The sequence below is a fragment of the Stenotrophomonas sp. YJH_SMC_27 genome, from assembly GCF_059369815.1.
Genome location: NZ_JCAFTA010000001.1, coordinates 190,739 through 216,110, shown reverse-complemented (window position 1 = coordinate 216,110; position 25,372 = coordinate 190,739). Strand labels below are relative to the sequence as shown.

Annotated in this window: 23 protein-coding genes and 2 pseudogenes; 20 read left to right on the top strand and 5 right to left on the bottom strand. The window is 66.9% G+C overall.

Annotation, left to right across the window (positions count from 1 at the left end; genetic code table 11):
* From cyoB to cyoD, 3 genes are read left to right on the top strand one after another with little or no spacing between them, the layout of a single operon-like run.
* Positions 1–1,998, top strand: coding sequence for a cytochrome o ubiquinol oxidase subunit I (gene cyoB / locus AC5P7R_RS00965; RefSeq protein WP_019659275.1), 1,998 nt, complete (start codon positions 1–3; stop codon positions 1,996–1,998).
* Entirely contained in the window at positions 1,995–2,633 is a 639-nt protein-coding gene (cyoC, locus tag AC5P7R_RS00960) for a cytochrome o ubiquinol oxidase subunit III (RefSeq protein WP_019659274.1), read from the top strand. Before cyoB ends, cyoC begins: the two co-directional genes overlap by 4 nt.
* Positions 2,633–2,974: a cytochrome o ubiquinol oxidase subunit IV gene (cyoD, locus tag AC5P7R_RS00955; protein ID WP_005415725.1), complete on the top strand. Its 342-nt coding sequence runs from the start codon at positions 2,633–2,635 to the stop codon at positions 2,972–2,974. The genes cyoC and cyoD overlap by 1 nt, the downstream gene beginning before the upstream one ends.
* Positions 2,975–3,091: 117 nt before the next feature.
* Here cyoD and AC5P7R_RS00950 read toward each other — a convergent pair whose 3' ends face one another.
* Positions 3,092–5,152 (bottom strand): putative bifunctional diguanylate cyclase/phosphodiesterase, encoded by a 2,061-nt coding sequence (locus AC5P7R_RS00950; protein ID WP_478436256.1) that lies wholly within the window; start codon positions 5,150–5,152, stop codon positions 3,092–3,094.
* 149 nt (positions 5,153–5,301) lie between these two features.
* Here AC5P7R_RS00950 and radA point away from each other — a divergent pair, with 149 nt between their 5' ends.
* The 4 genes and pseudogenes from radA to AC5P7R_RS00930 all read left to right on the top strand — a co-directional run bounded on the left by radA (position 5,302) and on the right by AC5P7R_RS00930 (position 11,641).
* Positions 5,302–6,678: a DNA repair protein RadA gene (gene radA / locus AC5P7R_RS00945; protein ID WP_019659272.1), complete on the top strand. Its 1,377-nt coding sequence runs from the start codon at positions 5,302–5,304 to the stop codon at positions 6,676–6,678.
* A 202-nt stretch (positions 6,679–6,880) separates the two neighbouring features.
* Positions 6,881–8,737 (top strand): ATP-binding protein, encoded by a 1,857-nt coding sequence (locus tag AC5P7R_RS00940; protein ID WP_111101811.1) that lies wholly within the window; start codon positions 6,881–6,883, stop codon positions 8,735–8,737.
* 49 nt (positions 8,738–8,786) lie between these two features.
* Entirely contained in the window at positions 8,787–11,093 is a 2,307-nt protein-coding gene (locus AC5P7R_RS00935) for a tetratricopeptide repeat protein (protein ID WP_227853918.1), read from the top strand.
* Positions 11,094–11,187: 94 nt separating this feature from the next.
* A pseudogene (locus AC5P7R_RS00930) lies at positions 11,188–11,641 on the top strand (YqhG/Tai3 family protein).
* Between the two features lie 155 nt (positions 11,642–11,796).
* On the opposite strand, the gene AC5P7R_RS00925 reads toward AC5P7R_RS00930, so the two are convergent.
* Positions 11,797–12,591: a cytochrome C assembly family protein gene (locus AC5P7R_RS00925; RefSeq protein ID WP_019659268.1), complete on the bottom strand. Its 795-nt coding sequence runs from the start codon at positions 12,589–12,591 to the stop codon at positions 11,797–11,799.
* A 122-nt stretch (positions 12,592–12,713) separates the two neighbouring features.
* Here AC5P7R_RS00925 and ffh point away from each other — a divergent pair, with 122 nt between their 5' ends.
* The 11 genes from ffh to AC5P7R_RS00870 all read left to right on the top strand — a co-directional run bounded on the left by ffh (position 12,714) and on the right by AC5P7R_RS00870 (position 20,579).
* A complete protein-coding gene (ffh, locus tag AC5P7R_RS00920; RefSeq protein ID WP_010483267.1) occupies positions 12,714–14,090 on the top strand; it encodes a signal recognition particle protein in 1,377 nt (458 codons plus the stop codon).
* 148 nt (positions 14,091–14,238) lie between these two features.
* On the top strand, positions 14,239–15,315 hold the full coding sequence (locus AC5P7R_RS00915; RefSeq protein ID WP_188250108.1) for an NAD(P)H-dependent flavin oxidoreductase: 1,077 nt from the start codon (positions 14,239–14,241) through the stop codon (positions 15,313–15,315).
* Positions 15,312–16,094 (top strand): aminotransferase class IV family protein, encoded by a 783-nt coding sequence (locus AC5P7R_RS00910; protein ID WP_227854120.1) that lies wholly within the window; start codon positions 15,312–15,314, stop codon positions 16,092–16,094. Before AC5P7R_RS00915 ends, AC5P7R_RS00910 begins: the two co-directional genes overlap by 4 nt.
* A 128-nt stretch (positions 16,095–16,222) precedes the next feature.
* A complete protein-coding gene (locus AC5P7R_RS00905) occupies positions 16,223–16,825 on the top strand; it encodes a suppressor of fused domain protein (RefSeq protein ID WP_021202470.1) in 603 nt (200 codons plus the stop codon).
* A gap of 188 nt (positions 16,826–17,013) precedes the next feature.
* A complete protein-coding gene (gene rpsP / locus AC5P7R_RS00900; RefSeq protein WP_005415733.1) occupies positions 17,014–17,274 on the top strand; it encodes a 30S ribosomal protein S16 in 261 nt (86 codons plus the stop codon).
* 44 nt (positions 17,275–17,318) lie between these two features.
* Positions 17,319–17,831 carry a ribosome maturation factor RimM gene (gene rimM, locus AC5P7R_RS00895; RefSeq protein ID WP_019659264.1) on the top strand — a complete coding sequence of 171 codons (513 nt, stop codon included), beginning with the start codon at positions 17,319–17,321 and terminating at the stop codon, positions 17,829–17,831.
* 8 nt (positions 17,832–17,839) lie between these two features.
* Positions 17,840–18,598 (top strand): tRNA (guanosine(37)-N1)-methyltransferase TrmD, encoded by a 759-nt coding sequence (gene trmD / locus AC5P7R_RS00890; protein WP_021202471.1) that lies wholly within the window; start codon positions 17,840–17,842, stop codon positions 18,596–18,598.
* 154 nt (positions 18,599–18,752) lie between these two features.
* Positions 18,753–19,154: a 50S ribosomal protein L19 gene (rplS, locus tag AC5P7R_RS00885; RefSeq protein WP_005408597.1), complete on the top strand. Its 402-nt coding sequence runs from the start codon at positions 18,753–18,755 to the stop codon at positions 19,152–19,154.
* An 82-nt stretch (positions 19,155–19,236) separates the two neighbouring features.
* Complete coding sequence (locus AC5P7R_RS00880; protein ID WP_111102355.1) at positions 19,237–19,617, top strand: DUF6404 family protein; 381 nt, start codon at positions 19,237–19,239, stop codon at positions 19,615–19,617.
* A gap of 78 nt (positions 19,618–19,695) precedes the next feature.
* A complete protein-coding gene (locus AC5P7R_RS00875; protein ID WP_478436257.1) occupies positions 19,696–20,130 on the top strand; it encodes a DUF1801 domain-containing protein in 435 nt (144 codons plus the stop codon).
* Between the two features lie 38 nt (positions 20,131–20,168).
* On the top strand, positions 20,169–20,579 hold the full coding sequence (locus AC5P7R_RS00870; protein ID WP_019659260.1) for a DUF1801 domain-containing protein: 411 nt from the start codon (positions 20,169–20,171) through the stop codon (positions 20,577–20,579).
* A gap of 91 nt (positions 20,580–20,670) precedes the next feature.
* Here AC5P7R_RS00870 and AC5P7R_RS00865 read toward each other — a convergent pair.
* Positions 20,671–22,119: pseudogene (locus AC5P7R_RS00865) on the bottom strand (MATE family efflux transporter); the annotation flags it as partial.
* 62 nt (positions 22,120–22,181) lie between these two features.
* Here AC5P7R_RS00865 and AC5P7R_RS00860 point away from each other — a divergent pair.
* On the top strand, positions 22,182–22,421 hold the full coding sequence (locus AC5P7R_RS00860) for a hypothetical protein (RefSeq protein WP_111099003.1): 240 nt from the start codon (positions 22,182–22,184) through the stop codon (positions 22,419–22,421).
* A gap of 9 nt (positions 22,422–22,430) precedes the next feature.
* Positions 22,431–22,838: an RNA-binding S4 domain-containing protein gene (locus AC5P7R_RS00855; protein ID WP_021202477.1), complete on the top strand. Its 408-nt coding sequence runs from the start codon at positions 22,431–22,433 to the stop codon at positions 22,836–22,838.
* 35 nt (positions 22,839–22,873) lie between these two features.
* Here AC5P7R_RS00855 and AC5P7R_RS00850 read toward each other — a convergent pair whose 3' ends face one another.
* Together AC5P7R_RS00850 and AC5P7R_RS00845 are read right to left on the bottom strand one after the other, a co-directional pair.
* On the bottom strand, positions 22,874–23,476 hold the full coding sequence (locus tag AC5P7R_RS00850) for a DUF937 domain-containing protein (RefSeq protein ID WP_058983293.1): 603 nt from the start codon (positions 23,474–23,476) through the stop codon (positions 22,874–22,876).
* A 108-nt stretch (positions 23,477–23,584) separates the two neighbouring features.
* Entirely contained in the window at positions 23,585–25,228 is a 1,644-nt protein-coding gene (locus AC5P7R_RS00845) for a catalase (protein WP_021202479.1), read from the bottom strand.
* Between the last annotated feature and the right edge of the window lie 144 nt (positions 25,229–25,372).

The window sequence follows — 25,372 nt, the reverse complement described above, 5'->3', positions numbered from 1 at the left end:
ATGTTGGGAAAACTCTCTCTTGAGTCGATCCCCCACGATCCGATCGTGCTGACCACCCTGGTCGGCGCGGTGCTGGGTGGCCTGGGCGTCGTCGCCCTGATCACCAAGTTCAAGCTGTGGGGCTATCTGTGGAAGGAGTGGTTCACCTCGGTGGACCACAAGAAGATCGGCGTGATGTACCTCATCGTCGCCTTCGTCATGCTGCTGCGCGGCTTCTCCGACGCCATCATGATGCGCACCCAGCAGGCGCTCGCCGTCGGCGGGTCCGAGGGCTACCTGCCGCCGCACCACTACGACCAGATCTTCACCGCCCACGGCGTGATCATGATCTTCTTCGTGGCGATGCCGCTGATCACCGGCCTGATGAACCTGGCCGTGCCGCTGCAGATCGGTGCGCGTGACGTTGCGTTCCCGTTCGTCAACTCGCTCAGCTTCTGGCTGTTCGTGGCGGGCGCGGTGCTGATCATGCTGTCGCTGTGGATCGGTGAGTTCGCCGCCACCGGCTGGCTGGCGTTCCCGCCGTTGTCGGGTATCGAATACAGTCCAAGCGTCGGCATGGACTACTACATCTGGGGCCTGCAGGTGGCGGGTTTGGGTACCACGCTGAGTGGTATCAACTTCTTCATCACCATCCTGAAGATGCGTACCCCCAGCATGAAGCTGATGCAGATGCCGGTGTTCACCTGGACTGCCCTGGTGACCAACGTGCTGATCGTCGCTGCCTTCCCGGTGCTGACCATCACCCTGGTGCTGCTGACCCTGGATCGTTACCTGGGTACGCACTTCTTCACCAATGATGGTGGCGGCAACGCCATGCTGTACATCAACCTGATCTGGATCTGGGGTCACCCGGAGGTGTACATCCTGGTCCTGCCGGCGTTCGGTGTGTTCTCCGAAGTCATCGCCACGTTCTCGCGCAAGGCGCTGTTCGGCTACAAGGGCATGGTCTACGCCACCGCCTGCATCGGCGTGCTGTCGTTCATCGTGTGGCTGCACCACTTCTTCACCATGGGCTCGGGTGCCAACGTCAATGCCTTCTTCGGCATCACGACGATGATCATCTCGATCCCGACCGGCGTGAAGATCTTCAACTGGCTGTTCACCATGTTCCGCGGTCGCGTGCACTTCACCACCCCGGTGCTGTGGACCATCGGCTTCATGGTCACCTTCGTCATCGGCGGCATGACCGGCGTGATGCTGGCGATCCCGGCCATCGACTTCGTGCTGCACAACAGCCTGTTCCTGATCGCCCACTTCCACAACGTCATCATCGGCGGCGTGGTGTTCGGCATGTTCGCCGGCATCACTTACTGGTGGCCGAAGATGTTCGGCTTCCGCCTCAATGAGTTCTGGGGCAAGTGCGCGTTCTGGTGCTGGTTCATCGGCTTCTACGTGACCTTCATGCCGATGTACGTGCTGGGCTTCATGGGCATGACCCGTCGCCTGCAGAGCACCGTCAACCCGGCCTACGAGCCGCTGCTGCTGGTTGCTGCCTGCGGTGCGTTCATCGTCGGCGCCGGCATCCTGTGCCAGATCATCCAGGTGGCCGTGTCGATCCGCGACCGCAAGAAGACCGTGGACCTGACCGGTGACCCGTGGGATGCCCGTACGCTGGAGTGGGAAACCTCCTCGCCGCCGGCCTTCTACAACTTCGCGACCCTGCCGGACGTCACCGAACTGGACGATTTCTGGGAACGCAAGCAGCGTGGTGAAGCCTGGCCGAAGCCGGCTAAGTACACCGACATCCACATGCCGCGCAACACCGGCACGGGCGTTGTCATCGGTGCCTTCAGCCTGGTGTTCGGCTTCGCGATGATCTGGCACATCTGGTGGCTGGCCATCGTCGGCTTCGTCGGCATGATCGCCACGTTCATCTACCGCACCTTCGACCAGGACGTGGACTACTGGGTCCCGGCCGCCGAGGTGGAACGCATCGAGAACGCACACCGCAAGCACCTGGAAGCCCAGGGCCTGGTGAAGTCGGAGCTGAAGGCATGAGCACCAATACCTCGACCCTGAGCCACGGGCACGCCGCACACGCGGCGGCCCATGGCCATGACGACCACGAGCACCACGACACCGGCGGCAACACCGTCTTCGGTTTCTGGGTGTACCTGATGAGCGACTGCCTCATCTTCGCCTCGCTGTTCGCCACCTACGTGGTGCTGGCAGGCGGTACCGATGGTGGCCCCACCGCGAAGGACTTGTTTGAGCTGCCGTTCGTGGCGTGGGAAACCGCGCTGCTGCTGACCTCGTCGCTGACCTTCGGCCTGGGCATGATTGCCATGCACCGCAAGCAGATGGGCCAGATGTACCTGTGGCTGGGCATCACCTGGCTGCTGGGCTTCGGCTTCATGTGCATGGAAGTGTGGGAGTTCCAGCATCTGATCCATCAGGGCTACGGTCCGGACCGCAGTGCCTTCCTGTCGGCGTTCTTCGCCCTGGTCGGTACCCACGGCCTGCACGTCAGCGCGGGCCTGCTGTGGCTGCTGGTGATGTTCGTGCAGCTGAAAAAGTACGGCCTGACCGCGACCAACAAGACCCGCATGGCGTGCCTGAGCCTGTTCTGGCACTTCCTGGACCTGATCTGGATCGGCGTGTTCTCCGTCGTCTACCTCAATGGAGCGCTGTAATGGCACATGACAACCATGCACACGACCACGGCACCGGCGGCGAAAGCCACGGCAGCGTGAAGTCGTACCTGATCGGCTTCGTGCTGGCGGTGGTGCTGACCGTCATACCGTTCTGGATGGTGATGTCGGGCGATTTCTCGCGCACCGTCAACGGTGTGGTGATCGCGGTCACCGCGGTGCTGCAGATGCTGGTCCACCTGGTGTTCTTCCTGCACCTGGACCGCTCTTCGGAAAGCCGCTGGAACGTCAACGCGGCGGCCTTCACCGTCGTGGTGATCGGCATCATCGTGATCGGCACCCTGTGGGTCATGCACAACATGAACGTGCACATGATGCACTGACGTCCTCGCGACGTTGCCACGCAGAAAGGCCGCCCTCGGGCGGCCTTTCTGGTTTTCCGTTGTCCGGTAGTGCCTGCCGCTGGCCGGCAATCGCGGGAAGCCGGCCAGCGGCCGGCTTTACCCCGCCACCCGGCGCAGGAACTCCTCTGCCTCCATCGGCCGGCCCAGGTGGTAGCCCTGCAGCTGGTCGCAGCCCAGCTCGCTCAGGTACTCGCGCTGCGCCTGCGTTTCCACGCCTTCGGCCACCACCTGCAACTGCAGGGTGCGGCCCAGCGCAATGATCGACGACACGATGGCGGCATCTTCGTCGTTGCATTCCAGATCACGAACGAACGCGCGGTCGATCTTCAGTTCGGTGGCCGGCATGCGCTTGAGGTACAGCAGGCTGGAATAGCCGGTGCCGAAGTCGTCGATGGCGATGTGCACGCCCATCGTGGTCAGGTCGTTGAGGATGGCCAGGCTGGCATCGACGTCCTTCATCGCGGTGGTCTCGGTGATCTCCAGGGTCAGCCGGGCCGGTTCGATCCGATGCCGCTGCAGTACTTCGCGCACGCTGTCCAGAAGCGCCGGCGAGGCGAACTGCAGCGGCGACAGGTTCACCGCCATTGTCCATTCCGCATGCCCGGCATCGTGCCATGCCCGCAGCTGCGCGCAGGCCTGGTCCAGTACCCAGTCACCGATCGGCAGGATCAGGCCGCTGCGTTCGGCGATCGGAATGAACACATCCGGCGCCAGCAGCCCCAGCTCCGGGTGCTGCCAGCGCAGCAGCGCTTCGGCGCCGGTGGCCGGTGCGCCCGCGGCCGGGAATTTGGGCTGGTAATGCAGGATCAGTTCGTTGCGGGCGATGGCCTTGCGCAGGTCCTGCAGCAGGCGCAGCTGGCGATTGGCACTGAGCTGCATCGAGGGAGTGAAGAAGGTATAGCCGTTCCGCCCGGTTTCCTTGGTGTGGTACATCGCCGCATCGGCGTGCGCCATCAGTTCGCGCTCATTGCTGGCGTCGTCCGGGTACAGGGCGATGCCCAGGCTGGCGCTGACCTGCAGTTCGGCCGCATCCAGCGTGAACGGCTCACCGGCGGCGGCAATGATGCGCTCGGCCACCACCGCCGCATCGTCGGGAATATCGATGGCCAGCACGATCACGAACTCGTCGCCGCCGAGGCGGGCGAACGTGTCCTGCGGGCGCAGCAGGCCGCCGATGCGCTGCGCCACCGCCACCAGCAGGCGGTCGCCAAGCTGGTGGCCAAAGGCATCATTGACCGCCTTGAAGCCATCCAGGTCGCAGAACATCACCGCCACCGCATGATTGCGTCGCCGCGCCTTCTCGATGGCCTGCTCGATGCGGTCCTGCAGCAGCATGCGGTTGGGCAGCTGGGTCAACGGGTCGTGCAGTGCCGCCTGGATCAGCTTGTCGTTGGCGTGCGCCAGCGAATCGGCCAGCAGCCCGGTGCGCACGCGCATCTGCCGGTCGAACAGCGAGGCCACCAGGGCGATGCCCAGCGTGGCCACGGTGGTGACGATCACCAGCACCGCCAGCCAGCGCGTGTCGATGCCGCCGCTGCCGACGGCGCCACAGATGCTGCCTTCGGGGAAGCGCGCCGCCGCCATGCCGGTGTAATGCATGCCGACGATGGCCAGGCCCATCACCAGCGATGCGAGCGCGCGCAGCAGCAGGGTGTTGCGCTGCTCGGCGCGCAGCCGGAAGGCGATCCACAACGCCGCACCTGCGGCACCGATGGCCACCGCAATGGAGGCGGCGAACCAGCCGGGGTGATAGTCGATGCCCGGCTGCATGCGCATCGCGGCCATGCCCAGGTAGTGCATGGTGGCAATGCCCAGGCCCATCAGTACCGCACCGGCCAGCAGCTGCCGCCACGGCAGGCTGGGGCGCGACACCAGCCACAGCGCATAGGCCGAAGCGCCGATCGAGACGGCCAGCGAGTACAGGGTGATGCCCAGGTCGTAGCCGACCGGAATCGGCAGGTCGAAGGCAAGCATGCCGATGAAATGCATCGACCAGATCCCCAGGCCCATGGCCGCCGCGCCACCCGCCAGCCACCAGCGTGCCACGCGCCCCTCGGCCGTGGCCAGGCGGCCGGCCATGTCCAGCGCCGTGTACGAAGCAAGAATGGCCACCAGCAGCGAGATGGCGACCAGGCTCTGACTGTAACTGCCAGTCATGTTGAATCCAGAGGGAGAGGGAGGGGCGCCCGCAAGGCGCACGCCCGCGACAGCTATCGGCGCGGGTGGACGGGACTTGAGCGGTCGCAGCACCTGCGACCCGGCTCGGCTATCCTGCCACGCCTGTTCCCATTGCTGGAAATCATCCGATGGCAAAAGCCCGCACCGCCTACGTCTGCAATGAATGCGGCGCCGAATTCAGCAAGTGGCAGGGGCAGTGCACCGAGTGCAACGCCTGGAACTCGTTGTCGGAGATCGTGCTGGAGAGCGCGGCGGCGGCCAAGGCGCCGGCCTCGCGGCGGGCCGGCTGGGCCGGGAAGATCGACCCGCCGAAGATCACCGCGCTGAAAGACGTGGAGCAGACCGAGCATCGCCGGGTCTCCACCGGCATCGGCGAGTTCGACCGCGTGCTGGGCGGCGGCCTGGTCGAAGGCGCGGTGGTGCTGGTGGGCGGCGACCCGGGCATCGGCAAGTCGACGCTACTGCTGCAGGCGGTGGCGAAGATGGCCGCTGAACTGCCAGTGCTGTACGTCACCGGCGAGGAGTCGCTGGCCCAGGTGGCTGGCCGTGCGCATCGCCTGGAGCTGCCGCTGGACGGCGTCAATGCGCTGGCCGAGACCGGCGTCGAGTCGATCCTGCAGCACGCGGCCAAGGCCGGCCCGCGGCTGATCGTGGCCGACTCGGTGCAGACCCTGTGGACCGAAACGCTGACCGCGGCGCCCGGCTCCGTAAGCCAGGTGCGCGAGAGCGCGGCACGGCTGGTGCGCTTTGCCAAGGAAACCGGCACTGCGGTGTTCCTGGTCGGCCACGTCACCAAGGAGGGCGGCATCGCCGGCCCGCGCGTGCTGGAGCACATGGTTGATGCGGTGCTGTACTTCGAAGGCGAGAGCGGCAGCCGCTTCCGCCTGTTGCGCGCCTTCAAGAACCGGTTTGGTGCGGTGAACGAACTGGGCGTGTTCGCGATGGGGGACAAGGGCCTGAAGGAAGTCTCCAATCCATCGGCCATCTTCCTGTCCGGCGGCAGCACCCATCAGCCGGGCAGCTGCGTGATGGTCACCCGCGAGGGCACGAGGCCCCTGCTGGTGGAGGTGCAGGCGCTGGTCGATGCATCGCCGCTGTCGAACCCGCGCCGTGTCGCGGTCGGCCTGGAGCAGAACCGCCTGGCGATGCTGCTGGCGGTGCTGCATCGGCACGGCGGCGTGCTGGTCGGCGACCAGGACGTGTTCGTCAACGTGGTCGGCGGCATCCGCGTGCAGGAGACCGCCGCCGACCTGCCGGTGCTGCTGGCGGTGCTGTCGTCGCTGCAGGATCGGCCGCTGGCGGAAAAGACGATTGCCTTTGGCGAGGTTGGCCTGTCCGGCGAGATCCGCCCGGTGCCCAATGGCGAGGACCGCCTGCGCGAGGCAGCCACCCATGGTTTCAAGCGCGCCATCGTGCCCAAGGCCAACGCGCCCAAGGGCGGCTCGGTGAAAGGCATGGAAGTGATCGCGGTAGAACGCCTGTCCGAGGCCATCGACGCGGCGTGATGCCAGCCCTGTAGAGCCGAGCCCACGCTCGGCTGCTTTCTGTGGAGTCGAGCCATGCTCGACTGGTGGTCGAACAGCAGCCGAGCATGGGCTCGGCTCTACAAGTGTCCAATGCAGTAACGGTCAGCTTCACTGTGCTAGTTTTTCCCGCTCGACGAAGACGCCCTCTGGCGTCTTTCCGTGCCCAGGAGTAAACGATTACATGCAGGACACCGCGCTCACCGCCCCCAACGCCGAGATCCGTCGCGCCGGGGTCGATCTCAATGGACTGATGACGGTGCTGGGCAAGCACCTGTATTCCACCCCGGTGGTGGCGCTGCGCGAACTGGTGCAGAACGCGCACGACTCGATCATCCGCCGCCGCATCGAACAGCCCGGCGTCGCAGTGCCGTCGCGCATCTCGGTGCAGGTCGATGCCGGTGCCGGCGTGCTGCGCATCTCCGATACCGGTGCCGGCCTGACCCGCCAGGAGATCCACGATTACCTGGCCACCGTCGGCGTCGGCTATACCCGTGGCCTGCGCCAGGGCGGCGAGGACGATGAGGGCCTGATCGGCATGTTCGGCCTCGGGTTCCTGTCGGCCTTCGTGCTGGCGCGCCGGGTCAGCGTGCGCACCACCTCGTACCAGACCCCGGACCTGGGCCATCTATACGTGTCCAGCAATGCCGAGCAGTACACGGTAAGCGAAGTGCCGGCACGTGCGGTCGGCACCGAGGTGGAACTGGAGCTGCATCCGGATTTCCTGCCGCTGGCCAACGAGGCGCGCCTGCACGAGGTGCTGGGCCGCTACTGCGCGCTGCTGTCCGAGCCGATCTTCATTGGCGCTGCGACCGAGGCGATCAATCCCGAGCCGCCACCGTGGCGCGGTCAGGGGAATGTTGCCGTGCATCCGGTGCAGGCCCGCCGCCAGGCGCTGCAGTTCGCCGCGCGGTTCGAGCATGATTTCGAGCCGATCGTCACCGTGCCGTTGCGTGCCGATGGCAACAGCGATGCCACCGGCCTGCTGTGGGTGCAGGACGGCGCCACCTATGGCACCAGCGACAACCGCAACCTGTCGGTGTTCGTGCGCGGCATGCTGCTGGATGACGACGCGCGCGACCTGCTGCCGCCGTGGGCCGGTTTCATCGGCGGGGTGATCGAATCCTCGCGGTTGACGCCCACCGCCAGCCGCGAAGACCTGCAGCGCGATGACCAGTACCGCGCGGTGCAGCATGCACTGCTGGAGGCGCTGATCGACGGCCTGGCCGACGTCGCGAAACAGCAGCCGGAAGCCTGGCGGCGCGTGCTGACCCGCCACAACGAGGCGCTGCTGGGTGCGGCACTGTGCGATGAGCGCCTGTTCGAACTGCTGATGGAGCATGTGCGGGTGCCGACCTCGCAGGGCGATCTGCCGGCCAGCGCGTTGCCGGCGCGCGGTGCCGTGCATGTCATCCTCGACAACGGCGGTGGCTTTGAAGAGATGCTGTTCCGCGCGATGGGCGTACCGGTCGCGCATGGCCATCGCTACGCGGTGGTGCCGTTCCTGCGACGCTGGGCACAGGCCAAGGGCCTGCGCCTGCTCGAGCTGGGTACCGAGCAGGGCAACCGTGCGCTGTTCCGCAGTGATGACAGCCTCGACGAGGCGCAGCTGGCCTGGCTGCGCGAACAACTGGGTGACGGCGAACAGTTGCTGCCGGCACGCTTCAGCCCGGAGGCGCTGCCGGTGGTGGTGGTGCCCGACCGCGAGGCCGAGCTGAAGCAGCGCCTGGAAGACGACGAGAACGACAAGCGCGTATCGATGGCGGCGCTGCGCCTGGCGCGCCAGTTCACCGCGCGCATCGAATCACGCGCACCATCGCGGCTGTACCTCAACCTCGACAACCCGGCGGTGCAGGCGCTGTTGCGCGCCCAGCGCGAGGGCCATCCGCAGGCCGAGGCCGCAGCCCGCCTGCTGCGCTCGCTGAAAGTCATCGTCGCCGCGCAGGGCCGCCCGCTGGCACGCGCGAACGCTACGCCCGGCCCGGATCTCAACGGCGCCTTTACCGATATCGCCGGTGCCCTGCAGCAGATGCTGCGCTGAGCACCGCACCTTCTCATCCAGCCTTCGCTAGACAGGAGCAATTACCCCCATGGACATCTGGAACTGGGTCGAAAAGCTGCAGGGTGACCTGCGCCAGGCCGGCCAGGCGCAGAACGCGCACCTGCTGAACCGTCTCGCTGACGAGGTCAGTGAACTGCAGATCGACCGCGTCGATGCGCTGCTGCCCGAAGCGCGCGCATTGGGCAAGGCCTTGGACAACCCGTGGGTTGACGTCTATGTCGGCCACTGGGCGCTGCGCAACCGCGTCGGCAACCGCGTGGAAGGCGAAAGCGCACTCGGCGAAGCCGTAGCGCTGTTTGAACGCGCGCACCGCGAGGACACGCTGGAATGCCCGCAGTCGATCTGCGTGACCCAGGACCTGGCCGCCTGCTACGGCAACATCGATGGCCCGGGCTGGGTGCCCGAGCGCATCGAGGTCTGCGATGAAACACTGGGTCGCATCGACCCGAGCTGGGCCTGTTTCCAGTGCCTGAGCTGCGAGAAGGCCGATGCGCTGCTTGATGATGGCCGTGGCCAGGCGGCACTGGATTACCTGCAGGTGCAGGCCGATGCCGTGGAGGCCTGTGGCAAGGAAGTGTTCGACAGCTTCCCGGAGATGCAGATCAAGATCCTGCTGGGCATGGGCCGTGCCGATGAGGCACTGGCGCTGATCGAAAAGCGGGAGGCCGAAGTTGCTGCGTCCGGAGAGTACGAGCCGGCCAACTGCACGGTGCCGCGCCGCCTGTCCAAGGCCTGGGCGCTGGCCCAGCTGGGCCGCGACGAAGAGGCGCTGCAGCAGCTGGTGCCGTGGAGCGAACTGACCCCGAACTACTGGCGGCTGTGGGCAAACACCGCGGCAGCGCTCTGTCAGCGGGATCCGGCGCGCAATACGTGGGACCTGGGCACGCGCTTCAACACGATCATCGAGCACTTCGCCCGGGTTGGTTCGCATCGCCTGCTGATCGAAGTGGCTGCGCTGAGCCTGGAGCTGGCGCTGCAGCGTGGCGCGCGCTGGGTCGCACTGCGGCAGCTGGAACTGGCCCGCACCCATCTGGCGCAGCTGCGCCAGGACCGTGGTGCCGCGGCCCTGGTGGCCGGCCTGGCCGCGCGCATCGAGGCATTGCCGGACGTCGCGCCGCTGCCGGTGCCGGCCGGCGAGCTGCTGGCATGGCTGGACGCGCAGGGCGAACAGAACCAGTCGCGCGATCCCGAGCGCGAAGCGCAGTGGTTGCTGCAGGCGCATGCCGAGCTGCCCGATGACGAGGCGCTGGCCGACATGGCCGCCTCGGCACTGAATGCCTGCGGCGCGCAGGCCGAGGCGCGGTCGCTGCTGTGGCGGTTCGTGCGCGGCCATGCGCAGCACGATGGCCCCGCGGCCTACACGCTGATGCGCTGGCTGGCCGAACAGGGCGACGACGACGGACTGCGCCAGCTGGCCGATCTCTATCGCGGCAGCGTGCCGGTGTTCGCGCACTGGTGCGAGGTGCAGCGTGCACGCCGCGTGTCCGACTGGCCGGCGCTGGAGCAGGCGGCCCGATCGCTTCTGGAGCTGTCTCCGGGCTCGCACGGCGCGCGCGGCACGCTGGCGCGTATGTACATGGAAACCGGCCGTTTCAGCGACGCCCAGGCCTGTTATGCACAGCTGGTGGAGCTGCTGGAGGAGCCCAATGCCGCGCATTGGGACCACATGAGCGCAGCCAGCGCGGCGCGCGACTGGGACGCCGTGCGCCGCTCGGCGGCGGCGCTTGGCATGGAATTGTCCAGCCAGGAAGGTGTGGTCGAGGAGCCATGGGGCTGGGTGATCATCCGCAGCGAAGAGAACGGCGAGCCGATGGAGTACTACGCCCGTCGCAGCGGTCCGGTGACCGCGCGCATCGTCGAGAACGCGCCGTCCAACCGCGCCCAGCAGGTGGGCGACTGGGTGGTGTTCGATGCCGCGCTGGTGCATCCGGCACCCGAGGAGGAGGAAGCGCGCGAGCATTTCATCCCGACCTACTCGCAGGTGCATGTGCTGGAGCGCGGCGGCTTCGCCCGCAGCTGGATGATCGATGGCGCGCACCCGGGCGAAGAGGCGTGGAATGCCTTCGTCGAGGCGGCCGAAGCACAGGGTTGGAAGGTGTGGTCGCACAGTCGACCGGACTACACCGTCACCGACCCCGATGTGGAGGAGGGGACGCTGCCGGGCCTGCTGTTCACGGTGGCCCAGCCGCAGGACCATGCACCGCTGGCACTGCACCGCTTCCTCCAGCAGCAGACCGCGACGTGGCCGCATCCGCATTGCTGGCTGCGGCTTGCCGAGGCCTGTGACCAGGACCGCCAGCCGCATCTGGACGTGATCGAGCGTTACGGGCTGTAAGTAGAGCCGAGCCTGCGCTCGGCTTATGCTGGAAAGCAGCCGAGCATGGGCTCGGCTCTACAAGAGATCGCCATCACGACCAAAGGGATTGGACATGCGAAAGACAGGGATGTTGATGATTGCCGGCCTGCTGCTGGCGCCAGCAGCACAGGCTGCACCCGCCTGCCAGGAGCCTGCGGCTGTCGCCCGCGCTTTCTACGAGGCGACGACCGGCAACGGTGATCTGCTGGAGCCGCCGGCGGCGCTGGTCAGCGTGGCCTTCGGCAAGGCGCTGCGTGATGAGCGCGCCTGCCAACAGCGCGAGGAGGGCATCTGCACGATCGATTCCGATCCGTGGCTGGATGCGCAGGACGGCGACATCGAAACGCCGGTGCGCTACAGCTGGGAAGAGGCGTCGGCCACCGCCGGCCAGGTTGAGATGCGCTACTCGGTGTGGAAGAAGGCTTACCTGACCCGCCTGCCGATGGTGCGCCAGGGGCAGGGGTGCTGGCAGGTTGATGACATCCTCACCTTCGGTCCGGAAAATCCTGGCGCAGCCGATTCCCTGACCGGCGGCAGCGTCCGCGCATTGCGTGGCTGCCGGCCAGCGGCCGGCACTATCAGGGTGGGTGGGGGCGGCCGGTGGCCTGCAGTACCGGGGTGGGTGGGAACGGCCGGTGGCCTGCAGTACCGGGGGGGTGCCGACCGTTGGTCGGCACACGGCCTATCGCGTATGCCCGAACACCAGCTCGATCACGAACTGGCTGCCGAAGAACGCCAGCAGCAGCAACAGCATCGCCGCCAGCGTCCAGTGCACCGCCTTCATGCCGCGCCAGCCGTAGCGGCGGCGGCCGATCAGCAGCACGCCGAACACGATCCACGACAGCACGCTCAGCACGGTCTTGTGCACCAGCTTCTGCGCCAGCAGGTCATCGACGAACAGTACGCCGGTGACCAGGGTCAGGGTCAGCAGCGCGAAGCCGACGGTGATCACCCGGAACAGCAGCGACTCCAGGTCAGCCAGCGGTGGCAGCGCGCGCAGCCATGGCCGGAACTCGCGGCGGCGCAGCGCGCGCTCCTGCAGCCACAGCATGATCGCCAGCAGGGCGGCGATGCTCAGCGTGGCATAGGCCAGCAGGGCCAGCCAGGCGTGGCTGGCCAGGCGCCAGCCCAGCACCTTGCTCGGCTCGTGGCCGTAGCCGTGGTAGGCCAGCAGCAGCACGGCAGCCAGTGGGAACACCACCACGCCCAGCGCCGACATCCGCCCGCGCGCGCCGACCAGCGAGGTCAGCCAGGCCATGCCCAGGCCGACCAGCGACAGCGCGGCGAAGAAGTGCATGTCCGGCCCGCCGGTGGTACGCATCGCCACCATCACGTGGTAACCGCCATGCAGCAGCATCGCCGGCAGGGCGGGCCACAGCCAGGTGGGCGAGCCGGTGGTTTCATCGCGGCCGAGCGCGCGCACCAGCAGGGCACTGGCAGCCAGGTAGAGCAGGACGGCGATGAGAACGATTGTCATCGTTGCAGTTTCGCATACCCCTGTGATGCTGGCGACGGCCCTGTGGTCGCAGTCCGGGGCGACGGCCGGACCCGTTATACTGTCTGCCTTATTGTCCCCCGCTTTCAGACAGGTTGCGCCGCATGTTCGAGTCCCTGACCCAGCGCCTTTCCGGCACCATCGAGCGCCTGCGTGGCCGTGGCCGCCTGACCGAGGAGAACATCCGCGAGGCGACCCGTGAAGTGCGCATCGCACTGCTCGAAGCCGACGTCGCGCTGCCGGTGGTGCAGGCGCTGATCGAGCGCATCAAGGTACGCGCAGTCGGCCAGGAAGTGCTGAAGTCGCTGACCCCGGGCCAGGCCCTGATCAAGGTCGTGCGCGACGAGCTGACCGCCGTGATGGGCGCCGAAGCCAGCGACCTGAACCTCAACGTTCCCGCTCCGGCCATCATCCTGATGGCAGGCCTGCAGGGTGCCGGCAAGACCACCACGGTCGGCAAGCTGGCCAAGCACCTGAAGGAAAAGCGCAAGAAGAAGGTGATGGTGGTGTCGGCCGACGTCTACCGCCCGGCCGCGATCGAGCAGCTCAAGACCCTGGCCGAGCAGGTGGGCGTGCTGTTCTTCCCGTCCAGCGCCGACCAGAAGCCGGAAGCCATCGTGCGCGCGGCCATCGACGATGCGCGCAAGTCGTTCGTGGACGTGCTGCTGGTCGATACCGCCGGCCGCCTGGCCATCGACGAAGCGATGATGGCCGAGATCAAGGCCCTGCACGCGGCGGTGAATCCGGCTGAAACGCTGTTCGTGGTCGACGCCATGACCGGCCAGGACGCGGCCAACACCGCCAAGGCCTTCGGCGATGCGCTGCCGCTGACCGGCGTGGTGCTGACCAAGACTGACGGTGATGCCCGCGGCGGCGCCGCGCTGAGCGTGCGCTACATCACCGGCAAGCCGATCAAGTTCGTCGGTGTTAGCGAGAAGCCGGAAGGCCTGGACGTGTTCCATCCCGACCGTATCGCCAGCCGCATCCTCGACATGGGCGACGTGCTGTCGCTGGTCGAGCAGGTCGAGCAGCAGGTCGACAAGGACAAGGCGGCCAAGCTGGCCGAGAAGGTCGCCAAGGGCAAGAAGTTCGACCTGAACGACATGCGCGACCAGCTGGAGCAGATGCAGAACATGGGTGGCATCGGTGGCCTGATGGACAAGCTGCCGGGCCTGGGCAACATCCCCGATCATCTGAAGCAGCAGGTCAGCCAGGGCAAGGAAGTGCCGCGCATGATCGCCATCATCAACTCGATGACCAAGAAGGAACGGCGCAACCCGAACCTGCTCAACGGCTCGCGTCGCGCGCGCATTGCCAAGGGCTCGGGCGTGACACCGGCCGACGTCAACAAGCTGATGAAGCAGTACATGCAGATGGAAAAGATGATGAGCAAGATGGCCGGCGGCGGCATGAAGGGCATGTTGCGCAGCATGAAGGGCATGATGGGCGCCATGGGTGGCCGCGGCATGCCGTTCCGTTGATGACGGCCCCGGTCGCAGTCTGATGTAGCGCCCGAGCCCACGCTCGGGCGGCGGCGCACAGTCGCCGCAGCAGGCCGTCAGGCAGCAGGCTCGACTCTTCCCCTGTCCTGCGCGCACCATGAGGGCCTGTCCAAAATGATGGGCCGTCATGCAGAGTTCCGCTGTAGCTTCCCGCGCCGAGGCGTTCTGCCGGCGCTTTGGCGTTTCCGTTCCAATCCTGCTGGCACCGATGGCCGGCGCCTGCCCGGTGCCGTTGTCGGCCGCGCTGGCCAACGCCGGCAGCATGGGCGCGATGGGCGCGGTGTTGTCCTCTTCGGCCGATATCGGTCGCTGGATGGACGAATTCCGCACCGCTTCGACCGGCCCGGCTCAGGTGAACCTGTGGGTGCCCGATCCCGCACCGACCCGTGATGTTGCCGCCGAAGCCGCCAGCCGCGCCTTCCTCGCGCAGTGGGGCCCGGACGTGCCCGCCAGTGCCGCCGACGCCACGCCCGCCGACTTCGAAGAACAGTTCGCCGCACTGCTGGCCGCGCGCCCGGCGGTCGCCTCGACCATCATGGGCGTGCTGTTGCCGCATCACGTGCAGCAGCTGAAGGACGCCGGCATCGCCTGGATCGCCTGTGCCACCACCTTGTCCGAAGCGCGCGCGGCACAGGACGCCGGTGCCGATGCGGTGGTGGCGCAGGGCGCGGAGGCCGGCGGCCATCGTGGCGCGTTCGATCCGGCGATGGCCGAGCGCCAGCTGGTCGGGTTGTTCGCACTGCTGCCGCGCCTGGCCGATCACCTGCAGATTCCGGTGATTGCCGCAGGCGGCATCGCCGACGGCCGTGGCATCGCTGCCGCACTCACGCTGGGGGCCAGCGCCGTGCAGATCGGCACCGCCTTCCTGCGCACGCCCGAAGCGGCGATCGCTTCGGCGTGGGCCGATGGGCTGGCCGCCAGCGAACCGGAAGACACTTGGCCGACCCGTGCCTTCAGCGGTCGCCTGGGTCGTGGCCTGGCGACACCCTATGTGCGCGCCGCTGCCGCAGAAGGAGCCCCCGCGCCGCGTCCATACCCGGTGCAGCGTGGGCTGACCGCGCCGATGCGCAAGCAGGCCGCGCAGGAAAACCGCCTGGCGGCGATGCAGGCCTGGGCCGGGCAGTCGGCGTGGATGGCGCCGGCGCAGCCGGCCGCCGACGTGCTGGGCGGCATGTGGGAGCAGGCGCAGGCACTGTTGCCATGATGGTGAGCTGCAACGGCCGGGCGGCGCAGGTGGAGGATCTGCTGCCGGCGCTGGTGAACTACGGCCACTTCACTTCGCTGCAAGTGCGCGACAGCGCAGCGCAGGGCTTGGACCTGCATCTGGCGCGGCTGTCGCAGGCCACGCGCGAACTGTTCGGCAGCAAACTGGATACGGCGCAGGTGCGGGGCTGGATGGCGCAGGCGCTGCGGCAGGCCGGCCTGGCCGATGCCTCGCTGCGGGTGACGGTGTACTCGCGCCGCTTCGATTTCCGCAATCCACTGGCGGCGGTGCCGGTGGACGTGCTGGTGGCGGTTTCAGCGCCGGTGACGCTGACCGCCTCCCAGCGTGTGCGCAGCTTGGCCTGGCAGCGCGAGCTGCCGCAGCTCAAGCATGTGGGCACCTTCGGCCTGTTCGCCGAGCGCCGCGCGGCGATGGCCGAAGGATTCGACGACGTGCTGTTCGTGACCGTCGATGGCGAAATGAGTGAAGGCAGCACCTGGAACCTGGCCGTGCACGATGGTGAACGGCTGCTCTGGCCGCAGGCGCCGGCCCTGCGCGGTACGGCTGAGGCGCTGCTGAAGCGGCACTGGCCCGATGCGCAGTTGACGCGGCCGTTGGCGCTGGCTGAACTAGGCAGTGTGAAGGCCGCTTTTGCCTGCAACGCCAGCGGCCTGTGGGCACTGGAGGCCATCGACGGACATGTCCTGCCCGGCTCGCAGGCGCTGGCTGAACAGGGCAGGGCGGTGCTGGCGGCGGTGGCCTGGCAGCCGCTCTCCTGAACGAGGCGCGCGGGCTGCCGGTCGCCAAGCATGGCCGCACGCTACCTTGAAGCGTTGCAGCTGGTAGCGCCGGGCCATGCCCGGCGGATGCCGCCGCAGCGAACAACGCACCGGGGTTCCAATCCGATATGAGTACGGTCACCGAGCAGCATCGCGCGGTAGCGATGCACGCAATCAAGATCATGGGCGGTGAGGGGCGGCCCAAGGTCCAGGCCTTTCACGATGATCATCGCCTGCGTTCGGTCGATATCCTCACGACGTTCAGCTCTCCGGAAGCAGGGCTGAAGTCGATCTCGTCCATCGGTCTGTCGGATTTTGTTTTATGTCATGCGGAGGGACACGAACTGAAAACGCGCGTCGAGCTGTGCGCGTGTGCAGAACAGGACGCACTGCATTGGGACAACATCGTCGCCTCGACGGCTTTCGCAATCATGCGTGATCGTGCGGCGGTGCAGCCTGGTAGCGTGATTCCCGACATCCTGCGGGACTACTTCCCATCGACACGGATGCCACACGTCTATCTGGTGCCGCCCTTTTTCTGGAATGACGCCAGGTTCCCGGGACTGCAGTTCCCGCCCGTGGCGATCAATTGGCTGCAGTGCATCGCCATCCACGAATCCGAGCGGCAACTTGTCGAGCGGATTGGCGGCGATGCATTTGACGACCTGCTGCAGCGGCACGAGGTAGATGTGCTGGACATGCATCGGGCGCCTGTCGCTGGAGCACGTTGACGTTATCGCCATGGGGACGTCGGCGGGGTAAGTCAGAAGTTGATCACATTGCTGAACAAAAGCCGACGGGCATGGCCCGGCGCTACCGTGAGGGCGCGGCGTCATATGGGGTTGGCTAGGCCGGGGTCTGCCGCTATAATCGCCCGCTTACCTCGCCATCCTGGCGACTGGGCAATAGGAAAAACACCATGGTCAAGATCCGACTGACCCGCGGCGGCGCCAAGAAGCGTCCGTTCTACCACATCATCGTCACCGACGTGCGCAGCGCGCGCGACGGCCGCAACATCGAGCGCGTTGGCTTCTACAACCCGGTCGCCCAGGGCGCCGAGAAGCGCATCGAACTGGACCTGGCCCGTGTTGACCATTGGGTCAAGAACGGCGCCCAGCCGACCGACAAGGTCCGCAACCTGATCAAGGAAGCGACCAAGTCCCAGGCCGCTGCGGCCTGATCCTGACGGGCCACGCTTCGGCGTGGCCCTCTTGGTTGAAGCAGATGAAAGATATCGAGCGCCGCATCCTGCTGGGCAGGGTTGTCGGCGCTTTTGGTGTGCGCGGCGAGATCAAGCTCGAGTCCTGGACCGAGCCACGTTCCGCCATTTTCCGTTACCAGCCGTGGATCGTGCGCAGCCCGTCCGGCGTGGAAACCACGATAGAAGGTGTGCGTGGCCGTGACAGCGGCAAGCACCTGGTCGCCCGTTTCCCGGGCGTCGAGGACCGCGACGTGGTCGAAGCGATGCGCGGCACCGAAATCTACGTGGCCCGCAGTGCATTGCCGCCACCGAAGCCCGATGAGTACTACTGGGTGGACCTGGAAGGCCTGGACGTGACGACCACCGAGGGCGTCGCCCTGGGCCAGGTCTCGCACCTGTTCAGCACCGGCGCCAATGATGTGGTGGTGGTCCGTGGTGACCGCGAGCGGATGATCCCGTTCGTGCTGCCGGACTTCGTCAAATCGGTCGATTTCGAGGCCAATCTGGTCGTGGTCGACTGGGATCCCGAGTTCTGAGCAGACGCATGCGTTTCGACGTCATCACCCTGTTCCCCGAGTTCCTCGCCCAGTCCGCTGGATTGGGCGTGGTCGGGCGCGCGCGGGAGAAGGGGCTGTTCAGCCTGCATGGCTGGAACCCCCGTGATTACGCCGAAGGCAACTATCGCCGGGTGGACGACCGTCCGTTCGGCGGTGGCCCGGGCATGGTGATGCTGATCGAGCCGCTGCAGGCCTGCCTGCAGGCGATCCGCGATGCCGATCCAACCCCGGCGCGGGTGATCTACCTCAGCCCGCAGGGCGCGCGGTTGACCCAGGCCAAGGTGCGGGAGCTGGCGGCGCTGCCGCGCATGGTCCTGCTCTGTGGCCGCTACGAGGGCATTGACGAGCGTTTCCTGGAGGCCAATGTCGACGAGGAAATCTCCCTCGGCGACTACGTGCTGTCCGGGGGCGAGCTGGGCGCGGCGGTGATCATCGACGCCGTGGCCCGCCTGCAGGAGGGGGCCCTCAACGATGCGGAGTCGGCGGCGCAGGACAGCTTCGAGGGCGACCTCGGCCTGCTCGACTGCCCGCATTACAGCCAGCCGGCCCAGCACCCGCTGGGAGACGTGCCGGAGGTGCTGCGCTCGGGCAACCACGCAGCCATCGCCGCCTGGCGCCGCCAGCAGTCGCTGCTCCGGACTGCCCAGCGACGCCCGGACCTGCTGGATGAACAGGCGCTGGGCAAGGCCGACCGCAAACTGCTGGACCAGGCCCGCCAGGCCCGGAAACCCAAGGCCAGCCCCTAGCGCAGGGCTGGCTTTATCGGCTATCATGGCCAATTCCCGCCAGCCCCGGTTGGCGCGCGCAGTACCCAAAACAAACGTGCAGCACAGTCCGGTGACTGCATGAGCCCACGTTGTCGATACGACACGCCCACCCGAACAAGAATCGGTGTAACCCATGAGCAAGCTGAACAAGTCCATCGTCGCGGAATTCGAATCCGCCCAGATCACCCGTGAACTGCCGAAGTTCAGCCAGGGCGACACCGTTGTCGTCAACGTGAAGGTGAAGGAAGGCAGCCGCGAGCGCGTGCAGGCCTACGAAGGCGTCGTCATCGCCACCAAGAACGCCGGCCTGAACTCCTCGTTCACCGTGCGCAAGATCTCGCACGGCTACGGCGTCGAGCGCGTTTTCCAGACCCACAGCGCCATCATCGACTCGGTCGAAGTGAAGCGTCGTGGTAAGGTCCGCGCCGGCAAGCTGTACTACCTGCGTGGCCTGGAAGGCAAGGCTGCCCGCATCAAGGAAGACCTGGCTGCCGCTGCTGCCGCCAAGGCTGCCCGTCTGGCCGAGAAGGCCTGATAAACAACTTCGGTTGTTGCCGCGACGGCCACCTTCGGGTGGCCGTTTGCGTTTCCGGCATTGCATCGGCCACGATCGGGTGATGAATGACGTCAATCCGCACTATCCCGTCGTGATCCAATCGGCGCTGCGCTTTCTTGATGACAAGGGGCTGGCACGCGCGCAGTCGGCGCCGCTGTTGCATCGGCTGCTGTGGCGCGCAGGCATCGCACTGCCGCCCCCGATCCTGGCTGGTTTCGGTACCAATGCGCTGGTGCAGGGCCTGCTGTTCGGGCTGTTCTGGACCGCGCTGATGTGGCTGATGCTCTGGCAGGGCAGCGAGCGCCCGCTGGTGCTGTTGCTGGTGGCAGGCCTGTCGGCCGGAGCGCTGTTCGGCCTTGTGATGGCGGTGCTGATGCGCTCGCTGCGCCGCCGCCGCCAGCTGCCGGAGTGGCGCCGGTTCCGCGCGCGGCAGGCGGACTGAGCCGATGGCGCACTGCGCCGTGACGCCCGGCACAGGCCGCGCTAGGCTGCAGCGTCATTCCGATGGTCGTACCGTGCGATGCCTGCCAAGCGAACCGCACCCACCGCTGTGCCCGCGCTGCTCACCGGTGGCAACCCGCAGATCGCCAAGGGCGAGGGCGATGCTCCGGTGCAGGCGTACATCGCCGCAATGCCGGATTGGAAACGTCCGATCGGCGCACGGCTGGATGCCCTGATCGAACGGGCCGTACCCGGGGTGCGCAAGGCGGTGAAGTGGAACTCGCCGATGTATGCGGTGGCTGCGGGCGCAGGCTGGTTTCTCAGCTTCCATTGCTTCACGCGCTACATCAAGGTGGCCTTTTTCCGCGGCGCGGCCTTGACGCCGGTGCCACCGGAGCCCTCCAGGAGCGCCGACACGCGCTACCTGCACATCCACGAATCCGGCCTGTTGGATGAAGCGCAGTTCCTGGACTGGGTGCGCCAGGCCGCTGCGCTGCCCGGCGAGCGCATGTAAGCCCGGCATTCCGTTTCCCTTCCCGACGAGAGTCCCTGATGGCCACGCATGCTCCCAACCCTGACGATGCCGGAACACCGGCGGCCGAACTGATCGATGCACGCATCGCCGCGCTGGGGGACTGGCGCGGCGAAACGCTGGCACGCGTGCGTGCATTGATCCATGAAGCGCTGCCGGACGTGCAGGAAGCCTGGAAGTGGCGCGGTACACCGGTGTGGGAGCACAACGGCATCCTGTGCACCGGCGAAACCTACAAGCAGGCAGTGAAACTGACCTTCGCCAACGGTGCCGCGCTGGCGGACCCGAAGGGCCTGTTCAACGCCAGCCTGGAGGGCAACACGCGGCGTGCGATCGACATCCATGAAGGTGCGATGCCCGATTCCGCGGCGTTGAAGGCACTGCTGCGCGCGGCGGCGGCGTTCAATGCGGCGAAGAAGAAGAAGCGCTGACCGTCTTCTGTAGCGCCGAGCCCATGCTCGGCTGACAGGCCTGTGCGGACCAACGGTCCGCACCCACCTCACCGTGGCGGGCTGACTCCAGCGCGGCATCCGGGTCGGCCACCGGCGACGGCGGACAGGCCGGAATCTCCGACGGCGTGGCCAGTTCCTCAGCGTGCGAAGGCTTGCCGATCATCTTCGCCTTGCGCCAGCCGCCCCAGCGGTAATACGCCAGCGACAGCAGCATGGACACGAACGAGCTGACCGGGAAGCTCCACCAGATCGCGTCGGCGCCCCAGTACGGTTGCAGCAGTTCGGCAAACGGCACGCGCACGCCCCACAGCGAGCCGGCCAGGATCAGCAGCGGCGGAATCACCGCGCCGGTGGAGCGCACTACGCCGGAGATCACGAAGCTGACGCCGAAGAACAGGAACGAGCCGATCACTACGTGGTTGAGGTGGCGCGCGATGTCCAGTGCCTGGCTGGCCGGTGGCAGGAACAGCGCCAGCAGCTGGCGATCGAACACCACCAGCGGCAGGATCAGCGCGCCGGTCAGCAGGAAATTGAACAGCACGCCCTGGCGTGCGGTGCCGCGTACGCGGTCCCAGCGCTGCGCACCGACGTTCTGCGCCGCCATCGAAGAGCACGCCGCGCCGATCGCCATCGCCGGCATCTGCAGGTAGTTCCACAGCTGCAGGGACGCGCCGTAGCCCGCGGCGGTGTCGGTGCCGTACTGGTTGACCATGGTCATCAGCAGGATCACCGACAGCGAGATCAGCACCATCTGCAGGCCCATCGGTACGCCCTTGATCACCAGCGCCTTGAGGATGGTCAGGTCGAGCCTGAACAGGCGCATGTCGGCGCGGCCCAGCCACAGGGTGTGGCGCTTGTGCCGCATGTACAACAGCAGGCCGGCCAGCGACAGCGTCTGCGCGATCAGCGTGGCCCACGCCGAGCCGGCGATGCCGAGCGCGGGGAGCGGCCCCATGCCGAAGATCAGCACCGGGTTCAGCACGATGTCCAAGGCCACCGACACCAACAGGAAACGGAACGGCGTACGCGAATCACCGGCGCCGCGCAGCGCCGCGGTAAGGAAGGCGAACGCGTACAGCGTCGGCATCGCCAGGAAGATGATCTGCAGGTAGGCCTCGGCCAACGGCAGCGAGGCGGCCGGCGTGCCCATCGCCGCCAGCAGCGGGTGGGCCATGAACCAGCCGGCGATGGCGATGATCACCGACAGGCCGATGAAGAAGGTGGCACTGGTGCCGACCACGCGCCGCGCCTGCATGATGTCGCGCGCGCCGATCGCCTGTCCGATCAGGATGGTCGAGGCCATGCCGAAGCCGAACACCGAGCCGATCAGGAAAAACATGATGTTGTTGGCGTTCGCGGTGGCGGTCAACGCCGCCTCGCCGAGGAATCGCCCGACCCAGACCGCGTTCACCGACCCGTTCAGCGACTGCGCGATGTTGCCGGCCAGGATCGGCAGCGAAAACAACAGGAGATTGCGCCCGATCGGGCCGGAGGTCAGGTCAAGGGGCGCTTTGGCCATGGAGTGGTGATCGAATCCCGGGAGGCGCACACTAGCACCAAGCCGGTTTGCGGGATGTGGCAATGCATCAACGACTGCAGGTGAAGCGGAGCGTGGCGCTGGCCTTGATCGGCGCCGCCCTGGCCGCATGTTCGACGGGTGACCGGCTGGGCGATACCCAGGTGCGGCCGACCGACCGCCCCGAGTGCCTGGTCGGCAGCCAGCGCCAGGATCTGTCTGCTGGCGTACCCACGTTGATCGGCGGCAGCGGCTGCCGCTCCGACCCCGACAACCCGCGTCCCCTGAACAAGCGAACGGAGTAGTCCCTGCCGATGACCGAGCTTTCCCCGCTGTCGCCCAGTGTCCGCCTGGACATCTGGCTGTGGGCGGCCCGTTTCTTCAAGACCCGCAGCCTGGCCAAGCAGGCGATCGAAACCGGCAAGGTCAGCGTGGCCGGGCAGCGCCCGAAATCCTCACGCGCGGTGCGCGTCGGCGAGCACTTGCAGGTCAACCGTGGTGAGGAGCATTTCGAGATCCAGGTGCTGGGCCTGAGCGACCAGCGCGGGCCGGCGCCGGCGGCGCAGCAGCTGTATGCCGAGAGCGAGGCCTCCAAGGCGCGCCGTGCCGAACAGCGTGCGCTGCGCATCGCCGCACGCGATGGTTTCCAGCCGCCGGAGCACAAGCCGGACAAGCGCGCACGCCGGTTGATCCGCGCGCTGGGTGATATCGACGCGTTGTAGGCGTGCGCCGGGTCATTGCCCGGCGCACACAAGCCTCAGCGTTTGCCGCCCAGCAGGCTGCCGCCGATCTTCAGCAGGTCGCCGACACCGAGCTGGCCGTCACCGTCCTGGTCCAGCACGCTGCCGAGCAGGCCGCCGGCGATGCCACCCTGCTGCTGCACCTGCTGTTTTTCCTGGCCGAGGGCCTGGCTGAGCGCGCCTGCATCGGCTTGTCCGCCGCCGAGGCGCTGGGCGAGGAAGGCCATCACGATCGGTGCCAGGATCTGCAGCAGCTGGCTGGTGCGGCCGCTGTCGAGCTGGGTGGCCTGGGCCAGGCCGGTTTCCACCTTCTGCTGGCTGCCGCCGAAGATGTGGCCGAGGATGCCGGCGCCGTCGCTGGCGGCACCACCGCCACCTCCGCCCAGCACTGAACCGAGCACACTGCCCAGGTCCAGCCCACTGTGGTTGTTCTGCAGTGCGCCGAGCAGCGCCTGCGCGCCCTGCGGCTGCGAGGCGTTGTTGCCCAGGGCGCCCATCAGCACCGGCAGTGCGGCACTGATCGCACCGGAGGCCTGGGTGTCGCTGATGCCGAGCTGCTGCGACACCTGCTGCAGCGGGGCGCCCTGCAGTTTGGCGAGAAGTTCATCGGTCAGGCTCATCTGCGGAATCCTTGATTGGGGTTGGGCGTGCAGAAGGTACGACGCGGACCGTTAAAACGGCGACGCCGCCCCACACGGAGGCGGCGTGCCGTACACGGGGCAGGGCGATCAGAGCTCGATGTCTTCGGCGCCCGGGGTGGCAGTGGGGAAGTCCGCTTCCGGCTGCGCCGGCTTGAACGGATCCGACGGCTGGCTGGCCAGCGCCTTCAGCGCCGCAGCGACGCCGGCACCGTAGGCCGGGTCGGCCTTGCTGCAGTTGTCGATGTGGCGCTGCTTGATGAAGTCCGGCGCATCGCCCAGGGCGCGGGCGGTGTTGGCGAACAGGCGGTCCTTCTGTGCCTGGTTGTAGCTGCGGAACAGCGCACCGGGCTGGCTGAAGTAGTCGGCGTCGTCCTCACGGAAGTTCCAGAAGTCGGCGTCGCCCCGGATCTTCATCGGCGGTTCGCGATACTGCGGCTGCTCCTGCCACTGGCCGTAGCTGTTGGGCTCGTAGTGCGGCAGGCCGCCGTAGTTGCCGTCCACGCGCATCGCACCGTCGCGGTGGTTGCTGTGCACCGGACAGCGCGCGGCGTTGACCGGAATCTGGTGATGGTTCACGCCCAGCCGGTAGCGCTGCGCATCGGAGTAGGCGAACAGGCGCGCCTGCAGCATCTTGTCCGGCGACGGGCCGATGCCCGGCACCAGGTTGCTCGGCGCAAACGCCGACTGCTCCACGTCCTGGTACCAGTTGACCGGGTTGCGGTTCAGTTCGAACTGGCCCACTTCGATCAGCGGGTAATCGCTCTTCGGCCACACCTTGGTCAGGTCGAACGGATGGATGCGGTAGGTTTCCGCTTCCAGCTCCGGCATGACCTGGATGAACAGCTTCCACTTCGGGAAGTCGCCCTTCTCGATCGCGGCGAACAGGTCGCGGCCGTGGCTTTCGCGGTCATGGCCGACCAGGATCTGCGCCTGTGCGTCGGTCAGCGATTCGATGCCCTGCTGGCTGACGAAGTGGAACTTGACCCAGAAGCGTTCGCTGTCGGCGTTGGTGAAGCTGTAGGTATGCGAGCCGAAACCGTGCATGTGGCGGAAGCTGCGCGGGATGCCGCGGTCGCTCATCACCACGGTCACCTGCAGCAGGGCCTCGGGCAGCAGCGTCCAGAAATCCCAGTTGTTGCGCGCGCTGCGCAGGTTGGTATGCGGGTCGCGCTTCACGGCCTTGTTGAGGTCGGCGAACTTGCGCGGGTCGCGCAGGAAGAACACCGGCGTGTTGTTGCCGACCAGGTCCCAGTTGCCTTCTTCGGTGTAGAACTTCAGTGCGAAGCCGCGGATGTCACGCTCGGCGTCGGCGGCACCACGCTCGCCGGCCACCGTGGTGAAGCGCGCGAACATCTCGGTCTGCTTGCCCACCTTCTCGAACAGCTTGGCGCGCGTGTACCGGGTGATGTCGTGGGTGACGGTGAAGGTACCGAACGCGCCCGAGCCCTTGGCGTGCATGCGGCGCTCGGGAATGATCTCGCGGTTGAGGTTGGCCAGCTTTTCCAGCAGCCACACGTCTTCCATCAGCAGCGGGCCGCGCGGGCCAGCGGTCCTGCTGTTCTGGTTGTCCACCACCGGTGCGCCGAAGGCCGTGGTCATCGGCGTGACCGGATCGTCGCCGTGCTTCTGCTTCGGCGTGGTGCTCAGTTCACGCTGCTGCTGGGCGCCTTCTGCCGGCGACGGAGCGGTGTGATACGGGCACTTGGGACTGGTGTTATCGGACTGGCTCATGGCTGGCTCCTGCGGGTGAAGACGGGGGTGGAACATCTTCACTCGACTTTAGCTAGGGCCAGATGAAATGAATAATCGAATGATCCGTTCAGGCCGATAGTTTCTGTCAATTAAAACGTGAAGTAGGATTTGCAGAGCCTTTCG